The organism is Pedobacter sp. ASV12 (genome assembly GCF_016429155.1).
GTDB lineage: Bacteria > Bacteroidota > Bacteroidia > Sphingobacteriales > Sphingobacteriaceae > Pedobacter.
This window is the reverse complement of sequence record NZ_JAELUC010000087.1, coordinates 1-15,782: the sequence shown is the minus strand read 5'-3', so window position 1 is coordinate 15,782 and position 15,782 is coordinate 1. Positions and strand designations below refer to the sequence as shown.

Annotated in this window: 11 protein-coding genes; 8 read left to right on the top strand and 3 right to left on the bottom strand. The window is 45.6% G+C overall.

Annotated features, from left to right (window positions below; all coding sequences use genetic code 11):
- The 5 genes from gluP to JHD69_RS16505 form a co-directional block, all read left to right on the top strand.
- On the top strand, positions 1 to 1,169 hold a 1,169-nt coding region (gene gluP / locus JHD69_RS16525; protein ID WP_199141452.1), incomplete at its 5' end, for a glucose/galactose MFS transporter.
- A 22-nt stretch (positions 1,170 to 1,191) separates the two neighbouring features.
- Complete coding sequence (locus tag JHD69_RS16520; RefSeq protein WP_199141451.1) at positions 1,192 to 1,662, top strand: deoxycytidylate deaminase; 471 nt, start codon at positions 1,192 to 1,194, stop codon at positions 1,660 to 1,662.
- Between the two features lie 141 nt (positions 1,663 to 1,803).
- Entirely contained in the window at positions 1,804 to 3,330 is a 1,527-nt protein-coding gene (guaA, locus tag JHD69_RS16515; protein WP_199141450.1) for a glutamine-hydrolyzing GMP synthase, read from the top strand.
- A gap of 79 nt (positions 3,331 to 3,409) precedes the next feature.
- A complete protein-coding gene (locus JHD69_RS16510) occupies positions 3,410 to 4,615 on the top strand; it encodes an ABC transporter substrate-binding protein (protein ID WP_199141449.1) in 1,206 nt (401 codons plus the stop codon).
- A 9-nt stretch (positions 4,616 to 4,624) separates the two neighbouring features.
- Positions 4,625 to 5,788: an RsmB/NOP family class I SAM-dependent RNA methyltransferase gene (locus tag JHD69_RS16505; RefSeq protein WP_199141448.1), complete on the top strand. Its 1,164-nt coding sequence runs from the start codon at positions 4,625 to 4,627 to the stop codon at positions 5,786 to 5,788.
- 476 nt (positions 5,789 to 6,264) lie between these two features.
- Here JHD69_RS16505 and JHD69_RS16500 read toward each other — a convergent pair whose 3' ends face one another.
- The 3 genes from JHD69_RS16500 to JHD69_RS16490 form a co-directional block, all read right to left on the bottom strand.
- Positions 6,265 to 6,831 carry a MarC family protein gene (locus tag JHD69_RS16500; RefSeq protein ID WP_199141447.1) on the bottom strand — a complete coding sequence of 189 codons (567 nt, stop codon included), beginning with the start codon at positions 6,829 to 6,831 and terminating at the stop codon, positions 6,265 to 6,267.
- Between the two features lie 152 nt (positions 6,832 to 6,983).
- Positions 6,984 to 8,696, bottom strand: coding sequence for an amino acid permease (locus JHD69_RS16495; RefSeq protein WP_199141446.1), 1,713 nt, complete (start codon positions 8,694 to 8,696; stop codon positions 6,984 to 6,986).
- 120 nt (positions 8,697 to 8,816) lie between these two features.
- The gene (locus JHD69_RS16490; protein WP_199141445.1) at positions 8,817 to 11,057 is read right to left on the bottom strand and encodes a sodium-translocating pyrophosphatase; all 2,241 of its coding nucleotides are present in this window, start codon (positions 11,055 to 11,057) and stop codon (positions 8,817 to 8,819) included.
- 221 nt (positions 11,058 to 11,278) lie between these two features.
- On the opposite strand from JHD69_RS16490, the gene JHD69_RS16485 reads away from it, so the two are divergent.
- The 3 genes from JHD69_RS16485 to JHD69_RS16475 all read left to right on the top strand — a co-directional run.
- The gene (locus tag JHD69_RS16485; RefSeq protein ID WP_199141444.1) at positions 11,279 to 12,727 is read left to right on the top strand and encodes an APC family permease; all 1,449 of its coding nucleotides are present in this window, start codon (positions 11,279 to 11,281) and stop codon (positions 12,725 to 12,727) included.
- Between the two features lie 100 nt (positions 12,728 to 12,827).
- Positions 12,828 to 13,775: a TIGR01212 family radical SAM protein gene (locus JHD69_RS16480; RefSeq protein ID WP_199141443.1), complete on the top strand. Its 948-nt coding sequence runs from the start codon at positions 12,828 to 12,830 to the stop codon at positions 13,773 to 13,775.
- A 33-nt stretch (positions 13,776 to 13,808) separates the two neighbouring features.
- On the top strand, positions 13,809 to 15,782 hold a 1,974-nt coding region (locus tag JHD69_RS16475), incomplete at its 3' end, for a family 20 glycosylhydrolase (protein ID WP_199141442.1).

Here is a 15,782-nt window from a genome sequence, read left to right as displayed (position 1 = left end):
CCCCCCCCCCCCCCCCCCCCCCCCCCCCCCCCCCCCCCCCCCCCCCCCCCCCCCCCCCCCCCCCCCCCCCCCCCCCCCCCCCCCCCCCCCCCCCCCCCCCCCCCCCCCCCCCCCCCCCCCCCTTTCAGATGTGTATAAGAGACAGGGGCATCGGCTCCCTGATTTTTATTCCGGCTGCCAGTAGCCGAAGCTTTGGCCTGTTTTTAACGGGTATTTTTATTCAGGGTGCGGCCTTATCCTTGCTGCAAACTGCTTCAAATCCTTACATCAGCATCATCGGGCCGATAGAAAGTGCAGCTAAGCGGATCAGCATCATGGGGCTTTGCAATAAATTTGCGGGGATCATTGTGCCGATCATCATGGGGTCCATCTTTTTGAAAAACGCATCGGCTATCGAAGCCAAGATTAGCAATGTCGCCACTACGCTGGCAGAAAAGGAGACGTTGCTTGGTGAAGTATTGAACAGGGTTTATACACCTTATATCGTTTTGGCTATTGTATTCTCTTTATTTGCCTTGTTTATCAGGTTCTCTAACCTGCCAGAAATCGATGTAGATAAAGAAGAAGTGGTAGAAGATGAAAGCACGCATGTGGCTAAGACAAGCATTTTTCAGTTTCCGCACCTGTTTTTGGGTGCCTTCTGTATCTTTGTCTATGTAGCGGCCGAAGTAATGGCAGGCGATATTATCGGCACCTACGGCAAGCAATTGGGTATCAGTGCCGATGTAAGCAAGTACCTCACCACACTTACGCTCAGTGGCATGTTGGTGGGCTATGTCATCGGGATCATTGCCATTCCCAAATACCTTACCCAGCAAGCGGCCTTGAAGATCTGTGCATTTTTGGGATTGCTGTTTACTGCAGCGGCTTATTTGTCAAGTGGCTATACCTCCGTTATATTTGTAGCCCTGCTAGGCTTGGCCAACTCATTGATGTGGCCGGCTATATTTCCGCTGGGCATCAAAGGCTTGGGCAAGTTTACCAAAACCGGATCGGCCATTATGATTATGGGCATTGCCGGAGGGGCAATTTGGCCATTGTTATATGGTTATTTAAAGGATGTGGCCGGCATGCACTTTCAGCTTGCGTTTTTCGTAAGCATGATGCCTTGCTATTTCTATATCCTTTATTTTGCTGTTTACGGACACCGGGTAGGTCAAAGAAAATAATTTTAAGCGATTGTATTTACATATGGATAAACCGTCTTTCCATCAGATTTTCATGAATTTAGCCTCAGACCTGGCTGCCCGCTCACATTGTGTGCGGGCCCATGTTGGGGCGGTATTGACCAAAGATACCCGGATTATCTCTATCGGTTATAACGGCCCGCCTTCGGGCACCCATAACTGCGATGAGGAATGGCCAGGAACAGGTTGCGCCCGCGATAGCAAAGGTTCCTGCTCGTTGGCGTTGCATGCCGAAGAAAATGCCATTCTCTATGCCATCAAAAATGGCTCTAAACTAGAAGGAGCTACCCTTTATACCACTTTGTCGCCGTGTATTGCCTGTGCCCGTCTTATTCTTTCGTCGGGTATCAAAAGGGTGTATTTTAAAGATTCGTATGCGGCCTACAAAGGTTTGGCCAGTGATGAGGGCGTTGATTTTTTGAACCGGTTTGGCGTAAAGACGGAAGTTTTGCCGCAAGATTCCAAATCGGCTTGATTGCCGGCTTATAACGTTGAGTTTTTCGGGCCTCATGGTTCCCAAATCTTAAATCCCGGTAAAGCTAATTCCATGTCATGCACCTTAAATTAACGTTCGATTTTTCGCTGTGAAAATCAACTAAAAAGCCTATCTTTGCCCATGCTAGAAAAAATCATCATACTCGATTTTGGTTCGCAGTTTACCCAGCTCATTGCACGTCGTGTTCGCGAACTTAATGTTTACTGTGAAATCCACCCTTTCAACCACATTCCAGAAATAGACTCTACCGTAAAAGGCATTATCCTTTCGGGCAGCCCTTACTCGGTTCGCCAGAATGATGCGCCTTATGTAGACCTTAACTTGTTTAAAAACTATCCTTTGCTGGCGGTTTGTTATGGTGCACAGTTCATTGCGCAACAAAGCGGCGGCGATGTGCAGGCATCGTCTACCAGAGAGTATGGCCGGGCCAACTTGAATTTTGTAAATCAACAGAACAAATTGTTTAAAGGCATCAATATCGATTCGCAGGTGTGGATGAGCCATGGCGATACCATTACCAAAGTACCTGATAATTTCGAAATCATTGCCAGTACGGCCGAAGTAAAAGTTGCAGGCTATCAGGTAAAAGACACCCAAACCTACGCCATCCAGTTCCACCCGGAAGTAACGCATAGCACAGATGGCAAAATCCTGCTCGAAAATTTCTTGGTCGATATTTGTGGCTGTGCCCAAGATTGGACCGCAGATGCTTTTGTAGAAACCACTATCGAGGCGCTGAAAAAGCAATTGGGTAATGACAAGGTGGTTTTGGGCCTATCGGGAGGCGTTGATTCTAGCGTGGCTGCCATTCTGTTGCACAAAGCCATCGGTACCAACCTGCACTGTATTTTTGTTGACAACGGCTTGTTGCGCAAAGGCGAGTTTGAAAGCGTTTTGGAGCAATACCAGCACATGGGCCTCAACATCAAAGGCATCGATGCCAAAGAGCGCTTCTTAAGCCAATTGGCAGGCGTTAAAGATCCTGAACAAAAACGTAAAATTATAGGCCGTGTATTTATCGAGGTTTTTGACGATGCCGCACACGAGGTAAAAGATGTAACCTGGCTAGCGCAGGGTACCATTTATCCCGACGTTATCGAGTCGGTGTCGGTAAAAGGACCTTCGGCAACCATCAAATCGCATCATAACGTAGGCGGTTTGCCCGATTTTATGAAACTGAAAGTGGTTGAACCGCTTAATACCTTGTTTAAGGACGAAGTAAGAAGAGTAGGTAAAACCCTAGGCATAGAAGGCTTTATCTTGGGTCGTCACCCTTTCCCTGGTCCAGGTTTGGCCATTAGGATTTTGGGCGATGTAACAGCAGAAAAAGTAGCTATTTTACAAGAGGCGGATGCCATTTACATCAACAACCTGAAAGAAGCCGGACTGTACGATAATGTATGGCAAGCCGGCGCTATTTTCTTGCCGGTACAGTCGGTAGGAGTAATGGGCGACGAGCGTACCTACGAAAACGTAATCTGCCTTCGCGCAGTTGAGTCGGTTGATGGAATGACGGCCGACTGGTGCCACTTGCCTTATCCGGTACTGGCTAAAATCTCTAACGAAATCATCAATAAGGTAAAAGGAATAAACCGTGTTGTTTACGATATCAGCTCTAAACCACCGGCAACCATTGAATGGGAGTAAGCTAGGTTAACCGTTCTCAGTTGGCAGTTTTCAGTTTCCGTATCTGCTTTAGGTACGGAACATTACATCATCATCAAATATGACCAAATACTTCAAACTGATTGGTGCGTTGTTGATTTTGCTTGCAGCAGCTTGTTCGCCCAAAGTAAACAATACGGTTAAAAAGCCTGGTGCCGAAACCAATGTGGCCAAGGCGGAGAAGCCCGTAAAGAAATTTACCCAGGCCGATATTGCCTTGCTCATTCCTTTTAAGCTGAACGAAATCAACCTCAAAACGGCAACAAAAGCGCAGCTGGACAGGGCCAATATGGCTATCGATTTTTACCAGGGCGTAAAGCTGGGTATCGATTCGGCTACGGCCCTGGGGCTCAATTTTAAGCTCGATGTTTTTGATACCCGCGACGATAATAGCCAATTGGCAGCCTTGCTGAAAAAAGGCAGCCTCAAAAACAGCAACCTCATTATCGGCCCGGTTTTTCCAGAAGGCCTGAAATATTTGTCGACCTATTCGATGGCCAACGATATAGCCATGGTATCGCCTCTGGCCGCTTCGAGGCCTAGCGAGTTTAATAACCCAAAGCTGATTTCGATAGTGAATAATATCGATCAGCATGCCGTTAAAATAGCCGATTATATTGCCGAGCATTACCAGGCCAACAACAGCATCGTGGTACTGATCAACCCGAAAAAAACGGCCGACGAGCAATTTGCTACACCTTTGCGCGAGCGGTTTAAGCAACAATATCCAAATTACGTAGTACAGGAATTTACATCGGCCTACGCGTTCGAAACACGGATGATCAAAGGCAAGAAATATGCCGTGGTTATTTGTTCGTCAGAACTGGCTTTTGTAGCGCCAAGTATCGATAAGTTGGCTAAGCTTAAAAACCTAAAAACCGGAGGTTACGAGCTTAATCTCTTTGGCCATCCCAATTGGGCAAAGCAGAACTACAACATTGAACAGCTGCAAAACCTCAATACCATCATCAGCTCCTCTTATCGTATCGATTATAAAAGCGCAGCGGTTATCAGCTTTGTCAAAAAATACCGTGCCGAATTTAGTTTTGAACCCAGCGAGTACTCGTTTAAAGGTTTCGATATTGGTTTTTATTTCGGAAAATTATTGGCTAAACATGGCGAAAGCTACCTCGATTACCTGACAAAGGAGAAATATAGGGGCCTGCACAACAATTTCGAATTCGAGTATCATCCGCAATATGGCTATGTGAATAAAGATTTGATGTTGCTGCAATTCAAAAACCTTAACTTAATTGTGGTCGATTAATCCTCAAACATGAAAGTAGAACATCAAATCAGGGCCTTTGAGCAGCTGTTAGACAGCTACGATGGCGTATTGCCCCTGCATCGTTACCTGTTTGCCTATTTTAAGCAAAACAAGCAGATGGGGTCGTCAGACCGCAGGTGGGCTACACGCTATCTGTACAGTTATTTTAGGTTGGGCAAGGCTTTGGGCAAATTAAAGACCATGGAAAGGCTGGCTATTGCCGATTTTCTGTGCAACGAAACGCCAAGCCTCGTGGTGGCCAGCCAACTGCCCGAACTTGAAGATGCCTTTGCACTTGCGCTAGCCGATAAAATTGCCCTCATCCAAAAGAAATATCCGGCATTTAAGCTCACCGATGTTTTTACATTCAAACCCGAACTGTCGGCAGGCATTGATGCCACTGCTTTTTATACCTCTTTCTTTGTACAGCCCGATTTGTTTATCCGAGTGAAGGAAACGCATATCCAGGCCGTTATTAACCAGCTGAAAGCCCAAGGGGTAACACCTAGGGAAGTTGGACCTGTCACCCTGGCTTTGCCCAACGGCACCAAATTGGAACAACTGATCAGTGATGAACGCCTATATCAGGTACAGGACTTTTCATCGCAGCTAACAGGCAATTATTTTGAGCCCCGAGCTGGTGATTATTGGTGGGACTGCTGTGCCGCATCCGGCGGAAAGTCGTTATTGTTGCATAGTTTGGAGCCACAAATCGAATTGCTGGTCAGCGATGTGCGGGCAACTAGCTTGGGCAACCTGCAGGAGCGCTTTCAGTTGGCCGGAATCAAGAAATACCATCAAAAAGTGATCGATCTGTTGCAGAATAACGATCAGGTATTACACCATTATGAGTTTGATGGCATTTTGGTCGATGCACCCTGCTCGGGTTCGGGTACTTGGGGCCGTACGCCAGAAATGCTCTGCTTTTTTGAAGACCACAAAGTAGCCAACTACAATAAATTACAAAAGGCCATCGCCGGTAGCGTAATTAAATACCTCAAAAAAGGCAAACCGCTGCTTTACATGACCTGCTCTGTGTTTAAGGCCGAGAATGAAGATATGGTTGATTACTTAACCAAAAACTTCGACCTCAAACTCGAAAAAATGGAACTGATTAAAGGGTATGCGCACCAAGCCGACAGCATGTTTGTGGCCAGGCTTATCAAACAGTAAACAGTAGGCTAGTGGCTATGCTTTCGGCCAAAGAGTTTCTCCTTCAAATGCCTGATGCCTTCGAAGATAACGGCAAGAACGCCGATGATAACCGTAAATTGTTCAAAATTGTTCATTTCGGTGATCTGATTTACTGTTTGACTAAGCTAATCAAAAAAGGTTACATCTGCTAAGCTTATATTTTCGTGGCAGCTAATCGCTGAGGAAATTTTGTATTGTTTGACCGTTGATTGGCAACCGACAATTTTGTTTGCTTCCTGCTTTGTGTGAGTTTTAAACCATTTAGGCGCATTAAGGGATTGTTCAAGAACTAAACCGAAAGCCGTAATCGATCACCCGCTCTTCGGGTATTCCTCCAGTGTGGAATGGATTTCTCCCGTGTTAACGACTCGCAATAACCCCCTTGCTTAAAACTCTCAACTTTGAACTTTGAACTTTCAACTTTCAACTTTTCACTTTTAACCAAGCCCTCCCAACTAAAGCCCTGTATTCGTTCTGAACAGTTTGATCGCAATGGCCAAAAGGATAATCCCAAAAGCCTTCCTTAAAATATTTAAGCCTGTTTTGCCGAACAGTTTTTCTAACCGGTTGGTGTTTTTCAGCACAAAATAAACGAAGAGCATGTTAAGGATAATGCCTACAATGATGTTTTGTGTAGCGTATTCGGTTTTCAGCGATAGGAGGGTTGTCATGGTGCCGGCGCCAGCAATGAGCGGAAAGGCAAGTGGCACAATTGAAACCGTATCGGGCGATTCTTCTTTGAACAAGGTCAGGCCCAAAACCATTTCCATAGCCAAGGCAAAGATGACAAACGAACCTGCAATAGCAAACGATTCGACATCAACCCCGATAACGCTGAGCAAGGTTTTGCCGGCAAACAAAAAGGTGATCATTAAGGCGGTGGCTACAATGGCTGCCTTTTCTGATTGGATGTGGCCGGCTTTCTTGCGCAGTTCGATAATGATGGGAATAGAGCCCAAAATATCGATAATGGCAAAAAGAACCATGGTGGTAGAAAGGATTTGGCTGAAGTCGAATGGCATAGCGGTAATGATTTTGTGACAAAGTTAAGGCTTTAAATGAAAATATAAGGTAAACTTTACAACAACAAGCAAGTTCGTTCGCTTAGGGATAAGCCTAAAATAAAAAAGCCCCGATAAATTACCGGGGCTTTTTTGTATGATTTTTGTTAAATCTATTTAGGTTCTACCTGGTTAACAGTTGCTAACCTGTAGCCATAAATAATCAAGTGTAGTAAGGCAAAGCCTAACGAGAAGTAGTAAAGGCCAACATCTGCACTGGCAGTGGCATCAACTTTCATGGCTTCTAACGAGAGGTGGTGGTGCAAAATGGCTACCACAATAAGCAGCGCTGCCAATGCCAAACCTACATAAGAAACAGTTTTGCTGCTTTTCATCATCGTTGCCTTCAGGTTGTCTGAAAGGGCACTGTGCTTAATGCCGTAGAACAAGTATACGTTGATACCGATAATCATCCATACCAATAAACGTACCCAGGTATCCAATGGCAAGAACACCATCATGCCCAAACAAACCGCTACACCTAAAATAGGAACCAAAGGAACCAAAGGAACTTTAAATGCTCTTGGCAAATCTGGCATGCGTTTTCTTAGGATCATGATACCGATACACACCAAGATAAAGGCAAACAAGGTTCCGATACTGGTCATTTCGCCTACCACACGTGCAGGAACGAATGCAGCGAACAAGCTTACAAACACCATAAACAATAAGTTGCTTTTTGCAGGAGTACTGAATTTAGGGTGTACGCTTGAGAATACTTTTGGCAACAAGCCGTCTTTACTCATCGAGAAGAATACCCTCGATTGGCCCATTAGCATCACCAGGATTACCGAAGCATAACCGCCCAAGATAGCCAGGATGATCGCTTTGTTTAACCAAGGATAAGCAGGAGCAACAACGCCAGCCGCATTTTTAACGCCCATGTTGTCGATCGCTACAGCTACCGGAGCAATACCATCTTGGCCTTTAAACAACTCATAGTTAGCTACGCCGGTCATAACGTGGGCAAACAAGATGTAAAGGATGGTACAGATGAACAACGATACCAAGATGCCGATAGGCATGTCTTTCTTAGGGTTTTTGGCTTCCTGAGCTGCAGTAGATACCGCATCGAAACCAATATAGGCGAAGAATACGATACCGGCAGCTCTAATGATACCAGATATGCCATACTCGCCAAATTTGCCGGTGTTGTTAGGGATATAAGGCGTAAAGTTTTCGGTGTTGATGTATTTCCATCCCAAGAAGATGAAAATCATAACGATAACTACTTTAATGGCTACAATTAAACCGTTGATGATGGCTGATTCTTTGGTTCCTTTAATCAAGATTAAAGACATCAATACTACAATGAACACTGCTGGCAGGTTGATTACGCCTGATACGATTGAACCATCGGCCAAGGTAGCGGTATCAAACGGCGACATGACCATCTGCGCGGGCAGGTGTATGTCGAAATACTGCAGGAACTTGACCAGGTAGCGGCTCCAGCTGATGGATACAGTGGCTGCACCTACGGCGTATTCCAGTACCAAATCCCAGCCAATGATCCAAGCGATAAACTCGCCCATGGTGGCGTAAGAATAGGTATAGGCACTACCTGCAACCGGAATCATCGATGCAAATTCTGCATAACATAAACCAGCAAAAGCACAGCCGATAGCCGCAATAATAAATGAAATGGTAATCGCCGGACCTGCGTTGTTAGCAGCGGCAGAACCGGTGATGGAAAAGAGACCTGCACCGATAATGGCACCGATACCCAAGGCTACCAGGTTAACTGGCCCCAGGGTCCGCTTCAGCGTGCCTTCTCCACTTTCCTCCGCCTCTTTTGTAAGTAAGTCGATAGACTTTCTAAAATTCATAGTTTAAGTTTAGTTAAAGTGTTTCAATAAGTTTTTCAGTTTATTAAAGGTTCAAACCTAAATAAAAATAATGTAAAATTAAAGGGGATTTTTCTTCAAAACCCCCTTTATTTGGTAATATTAATGATGTGTTGTTGTGTTAGTGCTATTTTTGATGGCGACAGCATTCTTTGCCAGTTGCACTTCCTTGGTAGCCGTGCGGATCGAAGCAGTCATTCCAGGCGGCGTAATGCCAACAATATAGGGGGCAATGACTAAAGAAACGATAGACATCAGCTTGATTAAAATATTCATCGATGGGCCTGAAGTATCCTTAAATGGGTCACCAACGGTATCGCCGGTTACTGAAGCTTTGTGCGGCTCCGATTTTTTGTAGTACATTTCACCGTTGATTTCAACGCCTTTTTCGAAAGATTTTTTGGCATTGTCCCAGGCACCACCAGCGTTTGATTGGAAAATACCCATCAATACACCCGAAACGGTAACACCAGCCAATAAGCCACCCAATACCTCCGGACCAAATACAAAGCCTACAATTACCGGTGTAATTAGGGCAATGGCGCCCGGCAAAAGCATTTCGCGGATAGAAGCTTGGGTAGAAATAGCCACGCACTTCTCGTATTCCGGTTTGGCCTTATACTCCATAATGCCAGGAATTTCGCGGAACTGGCGACGAACTTCCTGTACCATGTCCATGGCCGCTTTGCCCACTGCCTGGATACACAAGGCCGAGAAAATAAAAGGAATCATGCCGCCTACAAATAAACCAGCCAATACAGGCGCCTTGTAGATGTCGATGGCCGAAATACCAGCAATGCCTACAAACGCCGCAAATAAAGCCAATGAAGTTAAGGCCGCCGAAGCAATGGCAAAGCCTTTTCCGGTTGCGGCTGTGGTATTGCCTACTGCATCTAGGTTATCGGTACGCTCACGAACTTCAGGTGGCAATTGGCTCATTTCGGCAATACCACCTGCATTATCTGCAATTGGCCCAAAAGCATCAATCGCCAATTGCATGGCCGTAGTAGCCATCATGCCGGCAGCGGCGATAGCTACGCCGTATAGGCCTGCAAAATAATAAGAAGTCACGATGCCCCCAGCCAATACCAGTATTGGAATAACAGTCGATTTCATCCCTACCGATAAACCGCCGATAATGTTGGTAGCGTGACCGGTTGAAGATTGCTGAATAATCGAATTTACCGGGCCTTTGCCCATGGCAGTGTAGTATTCGGTTACAAAACTCATAATGGCACCCACTACCAAGCCTACGGTAATGGCATAAAATACGTTGATGCTCGAAAACTGATAGCCACGCAAAACCAAGGTTTCTGGAAGCATCCAGTTTACAATGAAGAAAGAAGCAATGGCGGTTATAATGATAGACGACCAGTTGCCCAAATTCAAGGCGCTCTGAACGTTTGATTTTTCGTCTTTAATGGTTACAAACCAGGTGCCGATAATTGAAAAGATAATGCCTAGTCCACAAATTACCATGGGTAAAAGGATAGGCGACATGCCACCAAATTTATCGGTAACGGTAATCTCTTGGCCCAAAACCATGGTAGCCAAGATGGTGGCCACGTAAGAACCGAACAAGTCGGCACCCATGCCTGCAACGTCGCCCACATTATCACCTACGTTATCGGCAATGGTAGCAGGGTTACGTACATCATCTTCAGGAATGCCAGCTTCAACCTTGCCTACCAAGTCGGCACCTACATCGGCCGCTTTGGTGTAAATACCGCCACCAACCCTTGCAAACAGGGCAATTGACTCGGCACCCAAAGAGAACCCGGTTAATACTTCAATAGCGGTTTTCATGTGGATGGTGTCGATTCCATCGGGACCGATTACCTTAAACATGGCCAGGAAAACAATAAATAAACTACCTAATCCCAAGATAGCGAGCCCGGCAACGCCTAGGCCCATTACAGTACCGCCTGTGAAACTTACTTTTAAGGCCTGCTTTAAACTGGTTCTGGCAGCCTGTGTCGTACGAACGTTGGCTTTGGTAGCGGCTTTCATGCCGATATAACCCGCCAAGGCAGAGAAAACGGCGCCGATTACAAACGCAATGGCAATAACCCAGCTCGAGTGCATCGGGCGGCCATTGATTTCTTGAACAGAACCTGAATAGGCCAAAAGACAGCCTGCAATGAGCACAAAAAAGCTCAGAATTTTCCATTCTGCCTTTAAAAAGGCCATGGCGCCGTTGGCAATGTGTCCGGCAAGTTCCTGCATATTGGCATCGCCGGCATTTTGCTTGCTTACCCATGCGCTCTTAACCGCCATCACCAAGATGCCAATGATGCCCAAAAGTGGGATAGCATAGATTAAATTGTTTTGTAAAAAATCCATAGTTTAATTTATAATTTGGTTGTTTAGTTGTGAAATAAAAATAATACAAGGGTCACAAAAATAATCGTGTTTAGCTAATAACCAAATTTTTATGAAAATGATTGTTAACATTTTCCGATTGCGGTTTGACAACTAAATACATCGTTGGCCGATTAGGTGTTTTTTATATATATTAGCCCAATATAAGCTAAACTTAAACCAAAACAAACTAAAAACTGAACATGGAAAAACAAAAAGAAGAAGGTCCTCTGAAGAAGAAACTAGGGCTTTTTGACGGGGCTATGCTCGTAATGGGCTCAATGATCGGAAGCGGTATTTTTATTGTAAGTGCCGATATCATGCGGAATTTGGGCGCTGGCTATTGGCTCATTGTGGTTTGGTTGATCACTGGTGTGATGACAATCGCTGCCGCAATTTCCTATGGAGAGCTTTCTTCGATGTTTCCCAAGGCAGGAGGACAATACACTTATCTGAAAGAAATTTTCGGTAGAATGATGGGGTTTCTCTATGGCTGGGGTTTGTTTACTGTAATCCAAACAGGCACTATTGCCGCCGTAGCCGTAGCCTTTGGTAAATTTACGGCTTATCTCGTGCCTGCTTTGAATGACGCTGCCCCAATTTTTCAAAGTGGAGGCTATAAAATCACTTGGATACAGATTTTGGCTATCGCAGTTATTTTGCTGCTAACCTATATCAACACCAAGGGCGTTGAGAGCGGAAAATGGCTGCAGAATATTTTTACAGGATCCAAAATCGTGGCCTTGATCGGCTTGATTGTTTTAGGCTTTCTTTTGGTGAAAAGCAATTTCTGGACAGAGAACATGAGCTTTGGATGGAACGCTTTCAATAACCTTAAAACGGATGTAAGCGGAAACTTCTTAAAGTCTGGATGGGAATCTATTTCTGGAATGACCATCATGGGAGGGATTGCCGCAGCAATGGTTGGTTCGGTATTCTCTAGCGTGGCTTGGGAAAACGTAACTTTTGTTTCGGGAGAAATCGAAAACCCAAAGAAAAATGTAGTGCGCTCTATGGTTTTGGGCACTTCGGTGGTCATGATCCTCTATTTATTGGTGAATTTCGTATACCTCAATACCTTGAATAGAGATGGTATTGCCTTTGCCCCTAACGACAGGGTAGCCGTGGTAGTCTCAGAGCAGATTTTCGGTAATGGCATCGGGACCATTGTGATGGCCGTACTCGTTATGATCTCTACTTTTGGTTGTGTCAATGGAATTGTATTGGCGGGTGCACGGGTATTCCAAACCATGGCCAAAGACGGGATGTTCTTTAAATCGGCCCTCGACAACAACAAGAATGGAGTTCCGGAAAAATCACTTTGGATGCAGGGGGCTTGGGCATCGGTATTATGCTTAAGCGGACAATATGGTAACCTGTTGGATATGATTTCTTTTGTTATCGTGCTATTTTATATGATTACCGTTTTTGGCGTGATCTATTTAAGAATTAAACAGCCTAAGCTGGATCGGCCTTATAAAACTTGGCTGTACCCGGTTACGCCGATCATTTATTTGTTGATCGGTGCCGCATTCTGCATTTTGCTCCTCATTTATAAGCAACAATATACCTGGCCTGGACTTTTGATCGTTTTGCTGGGGGTTCCTGTCTATTTTTATATCAATAGAAATAAGACTGCTGGAGCTAATTAATGGCAAATACACTTGCGAGGTTTTTTAAACCCCGCAAGTGTCCTTCGCTCGTATGCTTGGCATTGCGCCATCCGCAACTAATTCCGTATCTTTGCCCTAAATGGGCACAGCACTAGACTTAGGTTTTAAAAACTACAACAATTACGGTACACACCTGCGCGAAAAATATAATGGCCAGCGCGTATTCAAAGTCATTGTTGATGGTGGCTTTACCTGTCCCAACCGCGATGGCAGCAAGGGCTTTGGAGGCTGTACCTATTGCAATGTCGATTCTTTTACGCCCGAACTTTCGCGCAAGCTGCCCACCATTCGAGAACAGGTAGAGCAAAGCATCGAAAGAGCGCGTAACTCTTATCGAGCAGAGAAATTTATCATCTATTTTCAGCCCAATACCAATACTTATGCGCCAGTGCATTACCTCAAAATGATGTACGACGAAGCACTCTCGGTCAATACCACAGACGTGGTGGGTTTTGCCGTAGGTACTAGGCCCGATTGTATCGATGCCGAAAAAATCAAGCTGCTCGAGAGCTACGCCGACCGGTATGATGTTGACCTTGAAATGGGCATGGAATCCATTTACGACGAAACCTTAACCCAGATTAACCGTGGTTGTAGCCACCAGGAGTTTGTAGATGCCGTAAACCTGGTGCAAAACAGCAAGCTTAACCTTTGCGTGCATACCATTTTTGGCTTCCCATGGGAAACCCGCGAAATGATGGAAGGCTATATCCACGAGGTTAACCGTTTCCCGCAGATCAAGTTCATCAAGTTCCACCACCTGCATATCGTAGAAGGCTCTATCATGGGCGTTAAGTACAAAAGGAATCCTTTTAAGCTTTTTTCTTTGGAAGAATACACCGATTTGTTGTGCGAATTCCTACCTTTATTAAGACCGGATATAGTGGTACAGCGGCTCTTCGGCATTTCTGATTGGGAACTGTTGATTGCACCAAATTGGGGACTCAAAAAATCGGCTATCCAAACCTATATGGATAAGGAAATCGAACGCAGGGGTGTGGTGCAGGGATCGAAGTTCAGCTTGTAGGCTATAGCGCAAAACATCTTATCCTACCTAAAAATGAAGATAAAATTTTTTATCCTATTGTTGTGGTGTGCTAAAGTGGCAGGAGCTCAACAATCGGCATCCTATGCCATTATCCCTAAGCCCCTAAAAATAACCAGTGCTCCGGGGAGTTTCGCGTGGAGCGGCTCCACAAAAATTACAGTTGCAAAAGGCAGTGCCGATCTGGTGCCTGCACTGAACGAACTCAAGGCTATTGCAAGTGCCATAAAAACCAAAAGCACACAGGAAAATGCTATTGTACTGCGTAAAGATGCTTCCATTAGAGCCGAAGAGGGCTACCAATTAACCGTTAGCCAAAAACAGATAGAAATACGGGTGGCAGGTTTGCCGGGCGCCTTTTGGGCTATATCAAGCCTCAAACAGCTTGTCGGCACCGAAGTTTTTGCCAGCAACGGAAAAATAATCAAAGTGCCTTGCCTAGCGATAGAAGACCAGCCTCGGTTTGCCTGGCGGGGGATGCACTTGGATGTGTCGCGCCATTTTTTCGACTTGCCTTACCTGCGCAAAATGATTGATCGGATGGCTTATTATAAGTTCAATAAACTTCACCTGCACCTGACCGACGACCAAGGCTGGCGCATCGAAATCAAGAAATATCCCGAACTTACCGCAAAAGGAGCTTGGCGTACCCTCAACAATCAGGATTCTGCTTGCTTGGAGCTGGCCAAAACCAACCCTGATTTTGCCCTGCCCGAAAAGCATTTCAAAACCATCGATGGCGAAAGAAAGTATGGCGGTTTTTATACGCAGGAAGAAATGCGTGCGCTGATTGCCTATGCGTCGGATAGAGGGATTGAAATTATCCCCGAAATAGACATGCCCGGACACATGATGGCGGCTACCCAACTCATGCCTTGGCTAACTACGCAGGGCAAAAGCGGCATGGCCAAAAACTTTAGCGAACCTTTATGTCCCTGCAAGGAAACCACCTTTGAGTTTGCCGAAAATGTATTCTCGGAAATTGCGGCCTTGTTTCCAAGTCGCTATATCCATTTGGGTGCCGACGAAGTGGAGAAGGAGAGCTGGAAGCATTTGCCCGAATGCGAAGAGTTGATGAAAAGGGAAGGGCTTAAGAGTGTCGACGAGTTGCAGAGCTATTTTGTGCGCCGCATGGAGAAATTCTTTAACAGCAAGGGCAAAAAGCTCATCGGCTGGGACGAAATCCTCGAAGGAGGCGTGTCTTCAACCGCAACCGTAATGTACTGGCGTTCGTGGGTGAAAGACGCACCGAAAATTGCAGCCACTAAGGGGAACCACATTATCATGACCCCGTCGGCCTATTGTTATTTCGATTACAAGCAAGATAACGAAACCATCAAGACTTTATACGGGTTTAATCCCCTGGCCTTTGGTCTCGATGCCAAGGAACATGAAAGCGTAATTGGCGTACAGGCAAACATTTGGACAGAGTACATTCCTACAGAAAATAGATTGGAATATATGATTTTTCCAAGGATGCTCGCCTTGGCCGAAGTAGGGTGGGGAACAGCCGATGCCGATTGGACAAATTTTAATAGCCGTTTGCAAAGCCAGACTAAATTATTAGATGCGATGCACATCAATTACAGGATGCCCGACATTCTCGGCTTTACCGAAAAAAGTGTTTTTGTTGATAGTGCCTACCTGTCTGTCCAAAAGCCTTTTGCCGATATGTTGATCCGTTATACCACTGATGGTACGGTGCCCAGCCAATCGTCTAAGATTTTGCCCAGCCAGTTGCTGGTAAAAACTTCCACCCGTTTTAATGTCGCAGGATTTAGCAAAACCGGCTATCGTGGCGATGTGTATACGATAGACTATGAAAAACAGGCCTATCTGCAGCCTGAAAATATAAATAACCTGCAAAAAGGCTTGCGCTTTTATTATTATCCGGTCTTTTATAAAAATACCAAGGCTGTCTCTTATACACATCTAAAAGGGGGGGGGGGGGGGGGGGGGGGGGGGGGGGGGGGGGGGGGGGGGGGGGGG